The organism is Candidatus Galacturonatibacter soehngenii, assembly GCF_008830185.1.
In the GTDB taxonomy this organism is placed as follows: domain Bacteria; phylum Bacillota; class Clostridia; order Lachnospirales; family Lachnospiraceae; genus Lachnotalea; species Lachnotalea soehngenii.
Genome location: NZ_WAGX01000004.1, coordinates 631313 through 647854, shown reverse-complemented (window position 1 = coordinate 647854; position 16542 = coordinate 631313). Strand labels below are relative to the sequence as shown.

Annotated in this window: 18 protein-coding genes and 1 pseudogene; all 19 read left to right on the top strand. The window is 33.9% G+C overall.

What is annotated here, in order from left to right; genetic code table 11:
- The first annotated feature begins 178 nt into the window (after window positions 1-178).
- The gene (locus F7O84_RS05600) at window positions 179-835 is read left to right on the top strand and encodes a redox-sensing transcriptional repressor Rex (protein WP_151142820.1); all 657 of its coding nucleotides are present in this window, start codon (window positions 179-181) and stop codon (window positions 833-835) included.
- 46 nt (window positions 836-881) lie between these two features.
- Complete coding sequence (locus F7O84_RS05595; RefSeq protein WP_151142817.1) at window positions 882-1505, top strand: hypothetical protein; 624 nt, start codon at window positions 882-884, stop codon at window positions 1503-1505.
- Entirely contained in the window at window positions 1502-1861 is a 360-nt protein-coding gene (acpS, locus tag F7O84_RS05590) for a holo-ACP synthase (protein ID WP_151142814.1), read from the top strand. The genes F7O84_RS05595 and acpS overlap by 4 nt, the downstream gene beginning before the upstream one ends.
- Before the next feature lie 14 nt (window positions 1862-1875).
- Complete coding sequence (locus F7O84_RS05585) at window positions 1876-3345, top strand: NAD(P)H-hydrate dehydratase (protein ID WP_151142811.1); 1470 nt, start codon at window positions 1876-1878, stop codon at window positions 3343-3345.
- An 83-nt stretch (window positions 3346-3428) separates the two neighbouring features.
- Window positions 3429-4601 carry an alanine racemase gene (gene alr / locus F7O84_RS05580; RefSeq protein ID WP_151142808.1) on the top strand — a complete coding sequence of 391 codons (1173 nt, stop codon included), beginning with the start codon at window positions 3429-3431 and terminating at the stop codon, window positions 4599-4601.
- A 113-nt stretch (window positions 4602-4714) separates the two neighbouring features.
- A complete protein-coding gene (locus tag F7O84_RS05575) occupies window positions 4715-5062 on the top strand; it encodes a type II toxin-antitoxin system PemK/MazF family toxin (RefSeq protein ID WP_151143721.1) in 348 nt (115 codons plus the stop codon).
- A 412-nt stretch (window positions 5063-5474) separates the two neighbouring features.
- The gene (locus F7O84_RS05570; protein ID WP_151142805.1) at window positions 5475-6203 is read left to right on the top strand and encodes a YebC/PmpR family DNA-binding transcriptional regulator; all 729 of its coding nucleotides are present in this window, start codon (window positions 5475-5477) and stop codon (window positions 6201-6203) included.
- A 32-nt stretch (window positions 6204-6235) separates the two neighbouring features.
- Window positions 6236-7177 (top strand): CFI-box-CTERM domain-containing protein, encoded by a 942-nt coding sequence (locus tag F7O84_RS05565; protein WP_151142802.1) that lies wholly within the window; start codon window positions 6236-6238, stop codon window positions 7175-7177.
- 53 nt (window positions 7178-7230) lie between these two features.
- Complete coding sequence (locus F7O84_RS05560; protein WP_151142799.1) at window positions 7231-8454, top strand: M16 family metallopeptidase; 1224 nt, start codon at window positions 7231-7233, stop codon at window positions 8452-8454.
- Window positions 8455-8510: 56 nt separating this feature from the next.
- Window positions 8511-9860 (top strand): MATE family efflux transporter, encoded by a 1350-nt coding sequence (locus F7O84_RS05555; RefSeq protein WP_151142798.1) that lies wholly within the window; start codon window positions 8511-8513, stop codon window positions 9858-9860.
- A 95-nt stretch (window positions 9861-9955) separates the two neighbouring features.
- Complete coding sequence (locus tag F7O84_RS05550) at window positions 9956-10768, top strand: ClpP family protease (RefSeq protein ID WP_151142795.1); 813 nt, start codon at window positions 9956-9958, stop codon at window positions 10766-10768.
- Window positions 10769-11032: 264 nt separating this feature from the next.
- Window positions 11033-11494 (top strand): alpha/beta fold hydrolase, encoded by a 462-nt coding sequence (locus F7O84_RS19165; RefSeq protein ID WP_243140815.1) that lies wholly within the window; start codon window positions 11033-11035, stop codon window positions 11492-11494.
- A gap of 6 nt (window positions 11495-11500) precedes the next feature.
- Window positions 11501-11803 carry a hypothetical protein gene (locus F7O84_RS19160; RefSeq protein WP_243140814.1) on the top strand — a complete coding sequence of 101 codons (303 nt, stop codon included), beginning with the start codon at window positions 11501-11503 and terminating at the stop codon, window positions 11801-11803.
- A gap of 91 nt (window positions 11804-11894) precedes the next feature.
- Complete coding sequence (locus F7O84_RS05540; RefSeq protein WP_151142791.1) at window positions 11895-12602, top strand: lantibiotic protection ABC transporter ATP-binding protein; 708 nt, start codon at window positions 11895-11897, stop codon at window positions 12600-12602.
- A 2-nt stretch (window positions 12603-12604) separates the two neighbouring features.
- The gene (locus F7O84_RS05535) at window positions 12605-13342 is read left to right on the top strand and encodes a lantibiotic immunity ABC transporter MutE/EpiE family permease subunit (protein WP_151142788.1); all 738 of its coding nucleotides are present in this window, start codon (window positions 12605-12607) and stop codon (window positions 13340-13342) included.
- Complete coding sequence (locus tag F7O84_RS05530) at window positions 13339-14091, top strand: lantibiotic immunity ABC transporter MutG family permease subunit (RefSeq protein WP_151142785.1); 753 nt, start codon at window positions 13339-13341, stop codon at window positions 14089-14091. Before F7O84_RS05535 ends, F7O84_RS05530 begins: the two co-directional genes overlap by 4 nt.
- An 86-nt stretch (window positions 14092-14177) precedes the next feature.
- The gene (locus F7O84_RS05525) at window positions 14178-14840 is read left to right on the top strand and encodes a response regulator transcription factor (protein ID WP_151142782.1); all 663 of its coding nucleotides are present in this window, start codon (window positions 14178-14180) and stop codon (window positions 14838-14840) included.
- The gene (locus F7O84_RS05520) at window positions 14828-16201 is read left to right on the top strand and encodes a sensor histidine kinase (RefSeq protein ID WP_151142779.1); all 1374 of its coding nucleotides are present in this window, start codon (window positions 14828-14830) and stop codon (window positions 16199-16201) included. The genes F7O84_RS05525 and F7O84_RS05520 overlap by 13 nt, the downstream gene beginning before the upstream one ends.
- Before the next feature lie 60 nt (window positions 16202-16261).
- Window positions 16262-16458 (top strand): annotated as a pseudogene (locus F7O84_RS05515) (ClpP family protease); the annotation flags it as partial.
- Window positions 16459-16542 lie beyond the last annotated feature (84 nt).

The following is a 16542-nucleotide window of genomic DNA, read 5'->3' as shown; positions in this document are numbered from 1 at the left end:
ATATTTATGTCGGTCAATATCTGTAGCAAAACATAAAGATATTTGACTGTACAAATTGATTATAACACGATTGAATACAAAAAACTTTATATAAATTGTTAGAATAATAACAATAGATTGACATCTTTTTGTCATTTATATATAATTTAAGTATATGTTTTAGATAGGAGGCGAATCCGTGGAAGAAAAAGAAATTTCAAAAGCGGTCATTAAAAGATTGCCTAGGTACTATAGATATTTGGGTGAATTAATGGAAAGTGGTGTTGAAAGAATATCATCAAATGAACTAAGTTCAAAGATGAAGGTTACAGCGTCACAGATAAGACAAGATTTAAATAATTTTGGTGGCTTTGGTCAGCAAGGATATGGATATAACGTAAAGCATCTCTATACAGAAATTGGTAAGATTTTGGGACTTGATAAAAACCATAATGTCATTATTGTGGGTGCAGGTAATCTGGGACAGGCGATTGCAAATTATGGAGCTTTTGAAAAAAGAGGATTTATTATAAAAGGAATTTTTGATGTAAATCCAAGACTTCAGGGTGTTACCGTAAGAGGAATTGAGATTCGAATGATTGATGAACTCGAACAATTTATTAAAGATAATAATGTACAGATTGCAGCTTTGACTATTCCAAAAACAAAAGCAGCTGAAATGGCGGAATTATTAGTAAAGTATGGTGTAAAAGCAATTTGGAATTTTGCACATACGGATTTGAACCTTCCCGATGATATATTAATTGAAAATGTACATTTATCAGAAAGTTTAATGAGGTTATCTTATAACATAACCCGTTATGAAAAAGAACGACTTAACGAAAATGATAATTAGCAACATGGGGTATTCATAAGATAAAGATACAAGGGGTGTTTGTAGCGTGAAGGATAAGGATTTAGAAAGATTTGAAGAAGCACTGAAGGATAAAAAAATTCCACTTGTTACGTTGGATCAAAAATGGTATCTATTATTTGATAATAATTTAAGAACCTTCACATTAACAAACTTAGAAAAAAAACTTAATAAGCTTTTAAGGCGCCAAGGTCAGCTTTATAACGATTTAAAAGAAATGGAAAAGGCCAAGAAGACTTTAATGGATAAGATATTAGAAAATATGGATCCGAATGTTGAAGAACATAATGGCGAATTTAAAATCAAAAAGCTAGATGCCAGTCAAAAGTTAATTAAGGATATAAATAAGAAAATTTCAAGTGGCGAGAAGGAATTAGAAGAGCTGCCAATGGAAATTGATCGGGTAAATAAAAGACTGCTGATTGAAGGTATGAGTATTTGCTACGATGCAATGAAGGTTAATAAAAAAAATATTGAATTAATTAATACATGGATTGAAGAGGTTCGCTTAGAATTAAAGAATAACATTGTAAAAAAACAAGAAATTCAAGAAGAAACAAATCAAATATATTCCTATATGCATGATATTTTAGGATTTGAAGTTTTGGATGTATTTGATTTGTATCATGATGAGGCTCCATCAGAAGAATGATAATAGGAATAGGAACAGATTTAATTGAAATTCAACGCATAAAAAAAGCCTGTGCAAGAGAGGCTTTCTTTGTGCGTTGTTTTACAGATAAAGAAAGAGAATTAATTGGTAAGAATTATACAAAGGCTGCAGGTAATTTTGCAGTAAAAGAAGCAGTGTCAAAAGTATTTGGTACAGGAATAAGAGGTTTTGAGTTGATAGATATTGAAGTATTACGTGATGAACTTGGAAGACCATATGTAAATCTTTATCGCAATGCTCTTATAATTGCAAAGAAAAATAAAATCACCAAGCTTCATGTCAGTATATCTAATACAAAAGACTTTGCATTAGCCTATGTAGTAGGAGAATCATAACAGGAGGTTGTGAGATGGAATATATACTTACCAGTCATGAAATGAAACAACTTGATCTAATAACGATAGAGGAAATAGGAGTACCTTCTGCTGTTTTGATGGAAAAGGCAGCGTTAGGAGTGATAAAAGCGTTAAATAACTCAATACCTTCACCAGAACGCATATTGATTGTTTGTGGTACTGGTAACAATGGCGGGGACGGTATTGCAATTGGAAGAATGTTGACGTTAGAAGGAAAACAAGTTCGAATTGTCTTAATTGGAGATGAGAATCAGGCAACGGTTGAGACGAAGAGACAAATAGCAATTGCTAAAAAATATAATGTTAAAATATATAGCACCTTCGATAATTCTGAATATAATGTAATTATAGATGCTTTGTTTGGAATAGGAGTATCAAGAGAAATTGAAGGTAGCTATAAAGAGGCAATACATTATATAAATGAAGCAAAAGGGTTTAAAGTAGCAGTTGATATACCGTCTGGAATATCAGCAGATACAGGAAAAGTAATGGGAAGTGCAGTAAAGGCAGACCTTACAGTTGCCATAGCCTATAAAAAGCTAGGGCATGTATTATATCCTGGAGCTTCGTATTGTAATAAAATAATCGTATGTGACATTGGAGTATATGGAGCAGATAAAATAAATGCAATCGTATCTTATACCAAAAAAGATTTGAATCGATTACCAAAAAGGGTAGCGTATTCAAACAAGGGTACCTATGGGAAAGCACTTATCATAGCAGGAAGTGTTAATATGGCAGGGGCAGCATACCTTGCAGCATATGCAGCATATAAAACAGGTTGCGGATTGGTAAGAATTGTTACGCCACAAGAAAATCGAGAAATACTTCAATCACTTTTACCAGAAGCTATCCTTAGTACTTATCAAACACAAAACCCTGATTTAGAGATGATAGAAGATGCAATTTCTTGGGCAGATGTAATAAATATTGGACCAGGTATTGGAAAAAGTGAAACTGCAAAAAGAATATTAAAATTGGTACTGCAAAAAAGAAATTGTCCACTTGTGATAGATGCAGATGCAATCAATTTAATGGCAATGCATCAAGAACTTTGGAATGAAACTATGAAAGATGTAGTAATGACACCACATTTAAAAGAAATGTCTGGCATTTGCCAAACAAAGATAGCTAAAATAAAGGATAACTTAATTCAAACAGCAACAAAACTGGCATCCATGCATAAATTGGTATGTGTATTAAAAGATACAAGAACGATAGTTGCAGGTGATAACCAAATATATATAAATCAGAGTGGAAACAATGGAATGGCAAAAGCTGGCTCTGGTGATATCTTATCAGGTATCATAACAGGACTTTTGGCACAGCACATGGAAATATTTGAAGGTGCAGCGCTAGGTGTTTATATACACGGACTGTCTGGTGATAAGGCAGCACAAAAAATGGGTCAGTATGGTATCTTGGCAAGAGACATTGCCGATTCCATAAGTAATGTAATTTAGGATGTACTTTGCATATACGCTCGCTTATTGGCGGGGCATAGCAACACCAGAGTGTGCGTTTTAACGTACAGATGGAGGAGAAAATGAATCAATATAATAGAGTCTATGCAACAGTAAATTTAGATGCTGTTGAATTCAACATACAACAGATGAAAGCGAATATAGAAAAGGATACACAAATTATCGCAGTAATAAAGGCAGATGGTTATGGCCATGGTGCAGTACCAATTGCGCGCTTAATTGAAGCATATGAGTATATATGGGGATTCGCAGTTGCTACAGCCGAAGAGGCATTTGAACTTAGAATGAATCAAATTAAGAAGCCGATTCTGATTTTAGGTTATGTGTTTCCAGAACATTATAATAAATTAGTTGATCTTGACATTCATTTTACCGTTTTTGGACTTGAAATGGCTAGAGAACTGTCTAATATAGGAGCGAAACAAAAGAAAAGAGTGAACATACATTTAAAACTTGATACGGGTATGAACCGAATAGGTTTTCAGTGTATAGAAGAAAGTATTTCTACCATAAAAGAAATCAACCAGCTAGAAAATATTTCAATAGAAGCAGTTTTTACGCATTTTGCAAAGGCCGATGAAAAAGATAAAGAGTCTGCAAATAAGCAACTGGCTTTGTATAAAAGTTTTGTAAAAAAGATAGAAGATTCAGGTATTACGATACCATTGAAGCACTGTTCCAATAGTGCTTCAATCATTGATATAAAAGAAGCAAATATGGACGCAGTAAGAGCAGGCATTAGCATTTATGGACTCTATCCTTCAGCAGAAGTTTGTATGAATCAAGTATTGTTACAACCTGTCTTGGAATGGAAAAGTCATATTGTTCATATAAAAGAGGTGACACCAGGATCTGGTATCAGCTATGGATGGACTTGTATTACAGATAAAGTTACAAAGGTTGCAACCATACCAGTTGGGTATGCAGATGGCTATCCTAGAAGTTTGTCAAACAAAGGCTGGGTTTTAATAAGAGGTGAAAAAGCAAAAATATTAGGAAGAGTCTGTATGGATCAGTTTATGGTGGATGTTACGGATATAAAAGGGGTACAACTAAACGATGAGGTAGTTTTAATTGGTAAATCTGAAAACGAGTCAATTCTTGTAGAGGAAATGAGTGAAATATCTGGACGATTTAATTATGAATTTGTTTGTGATATTGGAAAAAGAGTTCCACGAATTTTTTTGAGAAATAATAAGGTGGTTGAAACAAAGGATTATTATTTGGAATTTTAATATTTGCAGAAAGAGTCGATAAAAAAATAGTTACATTTTGGAATACGTCTGATGAAACAGTCAATAATAAAGGTAGCGATACATAAACTACAAATCATCGGAGTGTGAAAAAAGTGATTATTAAAAGAGGCGATATATTTTATGCGGATTTAAGGCCTGTTATAGGTTCAGAGCAAGGAGGCATTAGACCTGTCTTGATTATTCAAAATGATGTAGGTAACAAACATAGCCCAACGGTTATTTGTGCAGCTATCACTTCTAAAATGAACAAAGCTAAGTTGCCTACACATGTAGAAATAGATTCAAAGAAGTATGCAATTGTAAAAGATTCTGTAATCTTATTGGAGCAGCTTCGAACAATAGATAAGAAAAGATTAAAAGATAAAGTATGTCATTTAGACAATGAAATACTTGAAAAAGTAGATAAAGCATTACTTGTTAGTCTTGAATTGAATACATAGACGGGAAAATATAATAAGAAATAACAGATAAAAGCCAAAGGACGTAAGGATAGTTTATCTAATGCTAACTATAATAATAGATTTTATAGTTTGGGTTGTGATAAAATAATGACAATACAAGAAATGTGAAGGAAGAGAAGAAATCAGAAATTCTTTTCCTATTACCTTTCTCAATCTTGAAACAAGCTATAAAAGAGCTTTGAATCCATTGTGTTATGGCAACGAAAGTTGGACAAACAGCTTAATCCAAAAAGATAACGTAAGCACATCTAACTTCATAGATTTTCCTTGAAATGATGTTAAATCAGTGTTAAAATTAGAAAGTGTGAGTTTACTCACACTTTTGTGATTCTCTAAGAGAGAGTCCATTAAGTAGATATTTAATTTACATAGAGGAAAAGGAGTTTTGTTCATGTCAGGACATTCAAAATTTGCAAATATAAAACATAAAAAAGAAAAAAATGATGCGGCAAAAGGAAAAATATTTACAATTATTGGTAGAGAAATTGCTGTTGCAGTAAAAGAAGGTGGAGCTGATCTTGCTAATAATAGTAGACTAAGGGATGTTGTTGCAAAAGCTAAGGCTAATAATATGCCAAATGATACAATTGAACGTGGAATCAAAAAAGCCGCTGGTGATGTTAATTCTGTTAATTATGAAGTAGTAACGTATGAAGGATACGGTCCAAATGGAACTGCGATTATTGTAGATGCGTTAACAGATAATAAAAATAGAACAGCAGCTAATGTTAGAAGTGCATTCACCAAAGGAAAAGGAAGTATTGGAACGCAAGGTTGTGTTTCTTTTATGTTTGATCAAAAAGGACAAATTATTATTGATAAAGAAGAATGCACCATGGACGCAGATGAACTTATGATGATAGCACTAGATGCAGGTGCAGAAGATTTTAACGAAGAAGACGATAGTTATGAAATAACCACAGTTCCAGAGGAATTTTCACAAGTAAGACAAACGCTTGAAGAAGCGGGAATTCCAATGGCAGAGGCAGAAGTAACAATGATCCCACAGACTTGGGTAGAACTAACAGATGAAACTGCGATTGCTAATCTTCAAAAGACATTAGACTTATTAGATGCAGATGATGACGTTCAAGCAGTATACCATAATTGGGCTGAATAGGTTAAAAGCTTAACCTAAATACGGAGGTAATCATGAATTTTAAAGAAGGTAAATGTCCAAAATGTCTTGGCATACTTCAAGTACCGGACAATATAGAAGAGATTATTTGTATGTATTGTGGCTCTAAGTTGCCTGCTAGTGAGGTGATTAAAGAGGAAAGTCATAGTCAAACTAAAGTAGATGAGGAACAAATCCCACTAAATTATGAAAAAAGTTTAGATGAAGCTTTCGAAAAGTTACCCAAACTTTTATTGGATTTAGAGAATCCTTTACAAGCATTTAAAAAAGATCAATATGAATCTTATTTTAGAAATTTATACGATACAAATGAGGACATGCTTCATAATGTTTGGCAGACTATTTATTATGCAGATGATAAGACTGATATAATAGGAAGGCTAGCGAAGGAATTCGTAAGCCAAGCCTCTCAAGTAGTTGACTCAATCCCTAAAAAGGGGGCGAAGGAGCAAAAACTAATGGATTTTAATTTAAGTCTAGCAGTTTACGTAGTTCCTCTTATATTAGAATATAAAAATAAAGCGATGGAAGAACTTGCAGATAAAATTCTGGAAGAATGGAAAGCTAAATTTCCTAAAACCAACGTTGGAAAATCTGATTTTGAAAATATATTCAAAGGTTTTCGTAAAAAGTTATGCTATATCACAACAGCAGTCTGCGAAACACTTGGTAAAGGTGATGATTGCTATGAATTAACCTTACTAAGACATTATAGAGATCATTTTCTTCTTAATCAACCAGATGGAGAAGAAGTGATAAGTGAATACTATAATATTGCTCCTACCATTGTAAAACGAATTAATAAACTATCAAATGCAAAAGAAGTATATCAATCGGTCTGGGATAATTATCTAAATCCTTGTGTAAAGCTCATTGAAGACAATAAAAACATGGAATGTAAAGATGTTTATTACAAAATGGTTCGAGATTTACAAAAAGAATATTGTTATGAATAAACCGCAGAGAATGTGCGCAGCACATTCTCTGTTTTTAGGAAAGGAATCACGATATGATCAAATGCTTTACATTATCCAATCAAATCAGAGTTGTTTTAGAGCCTATTTCTTATTTAAAATCGGTTTCACTTGGTATTTGGATAAAAGCCGGATCAGCCTATGAGACATTAGAATTAAATGGAATATCCCATGTAATCGAGCACATGCTCTTTAAAGGAACTAAGACAAAGAGTGCCAAAGATATTGCAGATATTACGACAAGTCTGGGGGGAAATCTAAATGCCTTTACCAGTAAGGAATACACGTCCTATTACATAAGAACATTGGATATTCATCTAGAAGCTAGTATTGATTTGCTTAGTGACATGATTATTAACTCTACAATAACAAAAGAAGATATTGAAAAAGAAAAAAGTGTTATATTAGATGAAATCGATATGTATGAGGATTCACCAGAAGATATGGTACATGAAGAGCTTCAACAATATGTTTGGAAGGATAATCCGCATGGATATATTATTTCAGGAGATAAAGAGACGGTAAAAAGTTTCACAAGAAAACAAATCGTTGATTTTAAAGATAATTATTATACTGGAGAAAATATTGTAATTTCTATCGCTGGAAGTTTTAATTTGGAAAAAGTGATAGAAAAACTGGAGGAATCGTTTGGACGGATACCTTCTAAGGGAAATACAAGTCCTTTGATAAAACCAGAATATATCCGCTGTGATTATAGAAAAAATAAGGATTTAGAGCAGGCTCATCTTAATGTTGCCTACAACGCAATCTCCTCGTTATCGGAAGAAAGGTATGCATTTTCAATTGTAAATTCTGTACTGGGAGGAAGTGTAAATTCTAGACTATTCCAACGGATTCGAGAAGAAGAGGGAATGGTATATTCCATTTATTCTTACGGAAGCTCTTATGATAAATGCGGTTTACTTCAAATTTATGCTGGTATGAATCCCTCACTTATAGAAGAGGTAATGGAAGCTATTTATCATACAATCGATGAGTTTGTAAAAGAGAAATTCACTTTGCATGAATTAAATAATGCAAGAGAAGAATTAAAAACTGAGCTTATTATAAATGCTGAAAGTACACAATGTAGAATGGAGAATAATGCTAAGGCATTGTTGCAATTTGATAGAATGGTAACCTTAGATGAAACAATAAAAGAACTTGATAAAGTTACTCTTGACGATACATCTTATATTATTGATCACTATTTAAAAGACATAAAGCCGTCAACCGCTATCATTGGAAAATTGTCATAAGCGTCTGCATATAGCAAACGCTTCTAGGTATTTGAAGGAAGTTAGGATATAAAGATATGGTTAAAAACATGAACGAAGGAAATCCAGCAAAGTTAATTTTGGCCTTTGCTGGTCCAATGATATTAGGTAATATATTTCAGCAGTTTTACAATATGGTAGATGCTATTGTAGTAGGACGATTTGTCGGTGCAAGTGCACTTGCTGCTGTTGGTTCTTCTGGATCTACAAATTTTTTATTGATTTCACTTATGATGGGATTGACAAATGGTGCGTCTATTATTATTGCGCAGTATTTTGGACATGGTGATTTAAAGACGTTAAAAAAAGCAGTTGTCGCATTGTTTTATATTATAATGTTTGTCGGCATCATAACGACACTTCTTGGAGTACTATTATCAAGAGTGATTCTGACCGCATTACATACGCCAGATGCAATTATTGGTCAGGCAGTGATTTATATGCGTATTTTTTTTGCTGGTATATTATCACTTGCAATCTATAACATGTGTTCGGCGATATTACGAAGCATCGGAGATTCTAAAACTCCATTGCTTTCACTCGTTATTTCATCCTTTATAAACGTAGTACTTGATTTGTTATTTGTAGTCGAATTCAACATGGGAGTAGCAGGAGTTGCCATTGCTACCATTATTGCACAAATTGTATCCGCTATATTTTGTATGATAATTATCGTTAAGAAGCATCCTATATTAATAATTGCAAAGGAAGATCTTATTTTAAATTGGGAGCTGATTTTAAAAATTATTAAACTTGGTGTACCGACTGCGTTGCAAAGCTCTTTGATTGCAATTGGAAATATGAGTGTACAAAGTCTGGTAAATTCCTGTGGTGAAATGACCGTTGCAGCCTATACCGCAGCAAGTAAAATTGATGGTATCGCAATACAACCAATTGTATCTCTTGGTACGGCAATGTCTATCTTTACAGGTCATAATATTGGTGCAGGAAATATTGAACGAATTAAGAAAGCAGTGAAGCAAGTCCTTGTAATCATGATAGGAGGTTGCATCGTGGTCGCAAGTTTTATCGTTTTAGTAAGAATACCATTGCTAGGTTTGTTCTTAAATAAAGCGGAAGCACTTGAAGCAGTATTGATTGGCTCGAAGTATTTACAAATTGTTTGTTTTGCCTATGTCATAGCTGGAATTATGCAGACCTTTTTAAATGTGATTCGAGGTTCAGGAGATGTCAATGCCTCTATGCTTATAGGACTGGTAGAGCTATCAGCAAGAGTTTTATTATCTTATATATTAATTCAAATTATGGGCTCCACAGGCTTGTGGGTTGCAATTCCTTTATCTTGGGGAATGGCTTGTTTTGTAACGATGCTTCGTTATCTGTCTGGAAAATGGAAATCGAAATCGGTTGTTAAAATCAATCATTAAGCCGTATAAAAATATAATAAATCCTCCATAATAGAAGATGATAGGATTACACAAGAAAATGTGTATCCTTCTAACGAAAATGGAGGATTTTTTTAATGGCAAATAATGAAAATGAAAAAGTAAAAGAAGAAGTAGAAGAGAAAAAGGATGAAAAAATAAAAGCAACTGGGCAACTAACATTAGATAAAAATAAAAACAATTGTCGCATTCATTTACTTAGTATTATTGGAGAGATTGAAGGACACGAATGCCTTCCACCCAACACCAAAACAACGAAATATGAACATGTTTTACCAACTATGGCTTCCATTGAAGATAGTACTGAGGTTGATGGAGTATTAATAATAATAAACACAGTGGGAGGAGATGTCGAAAGTGGACTTGCGATTGCAGAAATGATTGCGTCTCTTAGCAAGCCAACAGTATCTCTTGTACTTGGGGGAAGTCATTCCATCGGAGTGCCACTTGCTGTTGCAACGGATTACTCTTTCATTGTTCCAAGTGGAACGATGATTATTCATCCTGTTCGAGTAAATGGTCTGGTAATTGGAGTACCGCAAACATTTGACTACTTTAAAATAATTCAGGATAGAATTTTAAAATTTATAGCAAGCCATTGTAAGACAAATGAAAAGAGATTAGAAAATCTAATGATGGAAACGGGTATATTAACGAAGGATGTTGGTACGATATTAGTTGGAAAAGAAGCAGTTTTCGAAGGATTGATTGATGAAGTAGGAGGAATAAGAGAAGCACTGCAAAAGCTTTATCAGATGATAGACGAAAGAAAATCGAATGAGTGTAATGAAAACAAAGATTCCAAAGAACAATCGAAACAAAAAGAAACGAAGGCAAGCAAAGAAACGAATGAAAAGAATGTAAAAAACGAAAAAACAAAAAAATCCTGACATTCCTTCAACTACAAAGATATGAAATATCACTGAATATACAACACAAAAGGGTAGCCCTACAAGGGTTACCCTTTTGTGTTGTAATGAATACTTTTGCCTAAATTATTGTGTTGACAGAATATAAAATATATTGTATTATTGTATTAATAGAGTAATACAATAATACAACGGTATCTATGTTTATTTATCTAAGAGTAAGGAAAATGTCGTTATATTTGTATCATTAGATTTTAAAGTTGTAGATACATAAGGAGAAAGTACATGAAAAAACATATGAATAAAACGGGTAAGATAGTTCTTTGGATCGTAGTCATTTTAGTTGCCTTAATCATAATATCAGCAATTGTACATAACATTTTAAAACCATTTGAAAAGAATAAATATAAAATGGGGCAAACGATAGAGGTAGATGGAGGCAATATGCAAGCGTACACAACAGGAGCAGGAGAGAAAACAATTGTCTTATTAAGTGGTTTAGGAACTGCTTCTCCAATCATAGATTTTATGCCTTTGGCAGAAAGATTAGGTAAAGATTACAAAGTAGTAATACTTGAATATTTTGGATATGGTTTTAGTGACTCAACAATGAAAGAACGTTCAAATGAAAACATTGTGAAGGAAATAAGAATAGCGTTACAAGCGTTAGATGCAGCTTATCCATTACCACCTATTGACGATGGAATGAACGAATATAATTATTATTCCGAAGAACAAATGAAATGAAACAAAATGGCAACGGCTTGGAATAGCGGAAACCGTACTGTGATAAATGAGTACAATATGGGAAATGCAAATACAAAAGAACTGTATGATGTAAAATATCCAAATGATTTACCTATTTTAGCATTTTTAGCTACAGAATCTGTAAGTGATGGAGAGTGGCTGCCCCTTCATGAAGAACTAATATCAAATTCCAACATACAAATGATTGAAATTCTAGAAGGCGGACATTATTTACATTGGTCAAATGCGGATAATATCGCCAGAATGACAAAAGAATTTATTTCAAAAAACTTAAATGGTATGGATTAAAGTATCAATAAGAGAAATAAAAATTAGAATCTTTATTAAATCTTTAAAATTGTTTGCTAACATCATGTTAAAACAATGAAAGGATTTTGATATGGAGGATATAATTTTAAAAACAACAATGCTATGCAAAGAATTTAAAGGACAAAAAGCAATTCATAATGTGTCCTTATCAATTGAGAGAAATTCGGTTTATGCTTTACTAGGACCAAACGGAGCAGGAAAGTCTACCACATTAAAAATAATAACAGGGATTTTAAGACCATCATCAGGCATCGTAGAATTTGATGGACACCCTTTAACGCGAAATGATTTATTACAAATAGGCGCATTAATTGAAACGCCTCCACTTTATGAGAACTTGACTGCTTATGAAAATTTAAAGGTTAGAACGACCTTGCTTGGGCTGTCGGATAAAAGAATCAAAGAGGTTTTACAAATTGTAAATTTAACAAAGACAGGGAAAAAAAGAGCAGGTCAATTTTCTCTTGGAATGAAACAACGCCTTGGGATAGCAATTGCCCTATTAAATTCCCCCAAACTACTTATTTTGGATGAACCGACCAATGGTCTTGATCCTGTAGGAATCGAAGAGTTACGAGAATTAATTCGTTCCTTTCCACAAAAGGGCATAACGGTTATTTTATCGAGTCATATCCTATCCGAAGTTTCACAGATCGCAGATCATATTGGAATTATTGCTGGTGGAGTATTAGGATATAGTGAGAAAATAAATCCAAATGAAAACCTAGAGAAACTTTTTATGCAAGTGACTCGAGAAAATAAAAGGGAGGGGGAATAAAGATGCTTGCTATCATACGAACAGAGCATTTAAAGCTTAAACATACTTTTGGAAGAAAAATTGTGGTGCTTGCACCAATTCTTACCATGTTTTTGGCGCTTATTCTATCAGGTGGAATAGAAAAAGCATTTCCTGCAGGTGCCTATAATTGGTGGTATACCATGATGCTTCCTGGCATGTTAGGGATACTTTGTTACCTCATTATAAAGAAAGATAAGAAGACGAAATACTACAATATTTTAGTGCTTCCATTACTACCAGAAAAAAGCTGGATTGGTAAAAATATGTACTGTGCCTTGGGACTTGTAGTGGCAAATTTAATTATTTTGACAGGTACATTCATAGGAGGTATCATTCTTGGTACTACAATCACGTTTCAAGGTGGTTTATATGGAGTGCTATTACTGTGTATAACATATTTATGGGAAATTCCCCTTTTGTTGTATTTAAGTGCTAGATTTGGTATGTTTGCAAGTGTTTTTACAAGTATGGTATTGGCAATTAGTGCAACGGTAACACTAGCAGATACAAGTTTGTGGTGGGTGTATCCACCTTCAATCCCAATTCGATTGATGTGCCCAGTACTTAAGATATTGCCAAATGGACTACCAATGCCAGATGATAGCGTACTTGCTAGCTTAAGTGTTATTTTGCCAGGTGTTTTGATCTCTGTACTATTGTTTTTGGGACTTCTTTATTTGACCGCACGTTGGTTTCGAAGAATGGAGGTAAAGGGATGATCGAGTTGATTCGCTGTTTACGGTCTGACTCCATCAAAATAAAGAGATTACCAATTCGGTTGGCGCATATATTAATTCCTATTTGTCTTTCGATTTTATTTTTGATTTATTATGCTTATTCCCCTTGGAATACATATGATAAAATTGGAGCTTATCTTCAAGTAATTGGAATAGGATTTCCGTTTTTAATTGGATTGTTTAGTGTTATTTTGGCAGAACAAGAGCAAAGCGCTGGCAATTTTTATGAAATGCTATCTGCTTCCAAAAGATTACCTGTATTTTTTAGTAAACTAATCCTTTTAATTGGTTGGGGGACTTTTTCATGTCTCGTTGCATGTCTTTTATTTGGAATTGGTTTACCCTTTGTATTGCAAAAGCAAGATATTATTGAGCCTATCTTTTATGCAAAGGCAGCTTTTATTTTGCTAGGAAGTAGTATATGTTTGTATACGCTTCATTTGTTCCTAGCCTTTCGTTTTAACAAAGGAATCTCAATCGGAGTTGCAATCACAGAAAGTTTAGTCTCTGCGTTATTTCTTACTGGATTGGGTGACATTATCTGGAGCTATGTACCTTGTTCTTGGTCAGCAAGATTTGTCACCTACGCACTTATGATGGAACATCAAAAAGGCGAATTGAAGCCTGATTGCAAGGTGGCAATTCTTCTTTGCGTTATTATCACAATAGGATCTTTGCTCTTGTACGGAATATGGGCCTATCACTGGGAAGGACAAAGCAGCAGTGATTAATCTATATATAATTATAATATTATTATGGTAAGTCAGCGTTAGGGCAAAGCTCTAACGCTAGTTACATAGCAAAGGAAGGAAGAACTATGGCAAAAATTTTGGCAGTTGATGATGAAGAAGGAATATTGATTCTAATAAAAAAAATCTTAAATAAAGACGGTCATCATGTAACGCTAGTATCGGATGAAACCACAGTTAGCGCGTTAAAATTAGAGTCTTTTGATTTGATTTTATTAGATGTAATGATGCCTAAAATAGATGGATTTATATTATGCAAAGAGATTCGACGTCGTGTTGATTGTCCCATTTTGTTTCTTACAGCAAAGACAGAGGAAAATAGCCTGGTAATTGGACTTGGGGCAGGGGCCGATGATTATATAAGTAAACCATTTGGGGACTTAGAACTAAGGGCGAGGGTATTGGCACATCTAAGGAGAGAACAAAGAGAGCGATGCTTAAAGCTAACTTTTGAAAGATCTTATTTTAACCTGTCAGGAAAACAGCTAATGGTTGATGAAAGGGTAGTGCCTTTAACAAAGGGTGAGTATCAAATCTGTGAATTTTTAGCGCAGAATGCTGGCCAAGTATTTACAAGGGAGCAAGTATATGAGAAAACATTTGGGTACGATGGAGAAAGTAACGATAATACCATAGCAACACATATTAAAAATATACGCTCTAAATTAGAGGAATTGAATTATTTTCCAATTAAAACAGTTTGGGGGATTGGCTATAAATGGGAAGGATAAAGAAAAGAGAGATCTCTCTTAGTTTGTTTTATCTTAAATATTTTGGGTATGTGTTTTTAAGTGTCATTTTGATTGCTCTTCTTGTTTTTATCACGTTAGGCCTTTTGTTTTCTAGCAATACAATTTATCGGGCAGATTATGCGCAGGAACAGGCAAATTTAGCCTATGAAACAATTTTAAACTCAGAGGTGGTAACCAAAGACTTGATTCCAGAATTATGTCAATATGTGGTGTTTGATCAAGACGGAAATAGAATAGATGGAAGTATTATAAAGGAGCGAGGAATAGAGCATGCTTGGAAAGCGGTAGAGGGAAGTAAATCTGACATTTACGGCAATTACTACAAGGTGATTAAAAGAAAGAATGAATATTGTGTTCTGCGATATCAGATTGTTCCACAATATAAATCCGCATTTTTACGGCAATACGTGCTACCTCCCCAAACAGCTATCTTCATAATCACAATACTTTTGATTCTATTAAGTCTAATTTGTGTTGCAATTCGTTTTGGACATGTTCTTAATAAAAAATTGAATCCACTGATTCTTGCAACACAAAAGATTCAAAATCAAGAATTGGATTTTGCCATTCAACTAGGTAATATTAAGGAATTAAATCAGGTTCTAGCTTCTATGGATAATATGCGAAATGAACTAAAGCATTCGCTTGAAAGTCAGTGGAAGATGGAGCAGTTAAAAAAAGAGCAAATGTCTGCACTGGCACACGATCTAAAAACACCATTGACGTTAATTTTAGGTAATACAGACTTATTGTATGATACCAATCCATCCACAGAGCAGTTAGAGTGCCTTGATTATATAAAAACGAATACACGTAAAATACAAGATTATGTACAGTTATTAATGGAGGTCACCAAATCAAATGATGGTATGCAAGCTAAATTTAATAAGATAGCAATAGCTGAATTCCTACAAAATGTTAAGAGGCAAGCAAATGGTCTATGTATGGTAAAACATATCCAACTGGTTTGGAACGAATGCTATCAATCAAAGTGGATTCAAGTGGATGATAGTCTGCTAGAAAGAGCAATCAACAATGTAGTGGCCAATGCGGTTGAGCATACTTTACAAGATGGAGTCATAACGATTGAGATAGAAGAAGAGAAGGGGTATCTGATTTTTTCCATTTGTGATAACGGAGAGGGATTTACACAAGAAGCCTTAAAGCATGCAACCGAACAATTCTATATGGGAGATAGGAGTCGAAATGTAAAGTCACACTATGGGATGGGACTTTATATTGCCGATTCGGTTGCAAAACAACATGGTGGTTATCTGATTTTAGAAAACGATGCAGATTCACATGGAGCAAAGGTAATATTTCATATACCGATAGGTTAATAGACTACAACAATTGATAAAACAAGCCGTGTTTGGTACAAAACCAAAGAGGATTTTTTTATGGCAAATAATGAAAATGAAAAAGTAAAAGAAGAAGTAGAAGAGAAAAAGGATGAAAAAATAAAAGCAACTGATCAACTAACATTAGATAAAAATAAAAACAATTGTCGCATTCATTTACTTAGCATTATGGAGAGATTGAAGGACATGAATGCCTTCCACCCAACACGAAAACAACGAAGTATGAACATGTCCTTTGGCTCACCCTTGCGGTAGCAATATTTGGTCAAGGGACTAGTCCCTTGTGGGGTTGAGGGGCAAAGCCCCCACTTACGGAGGAT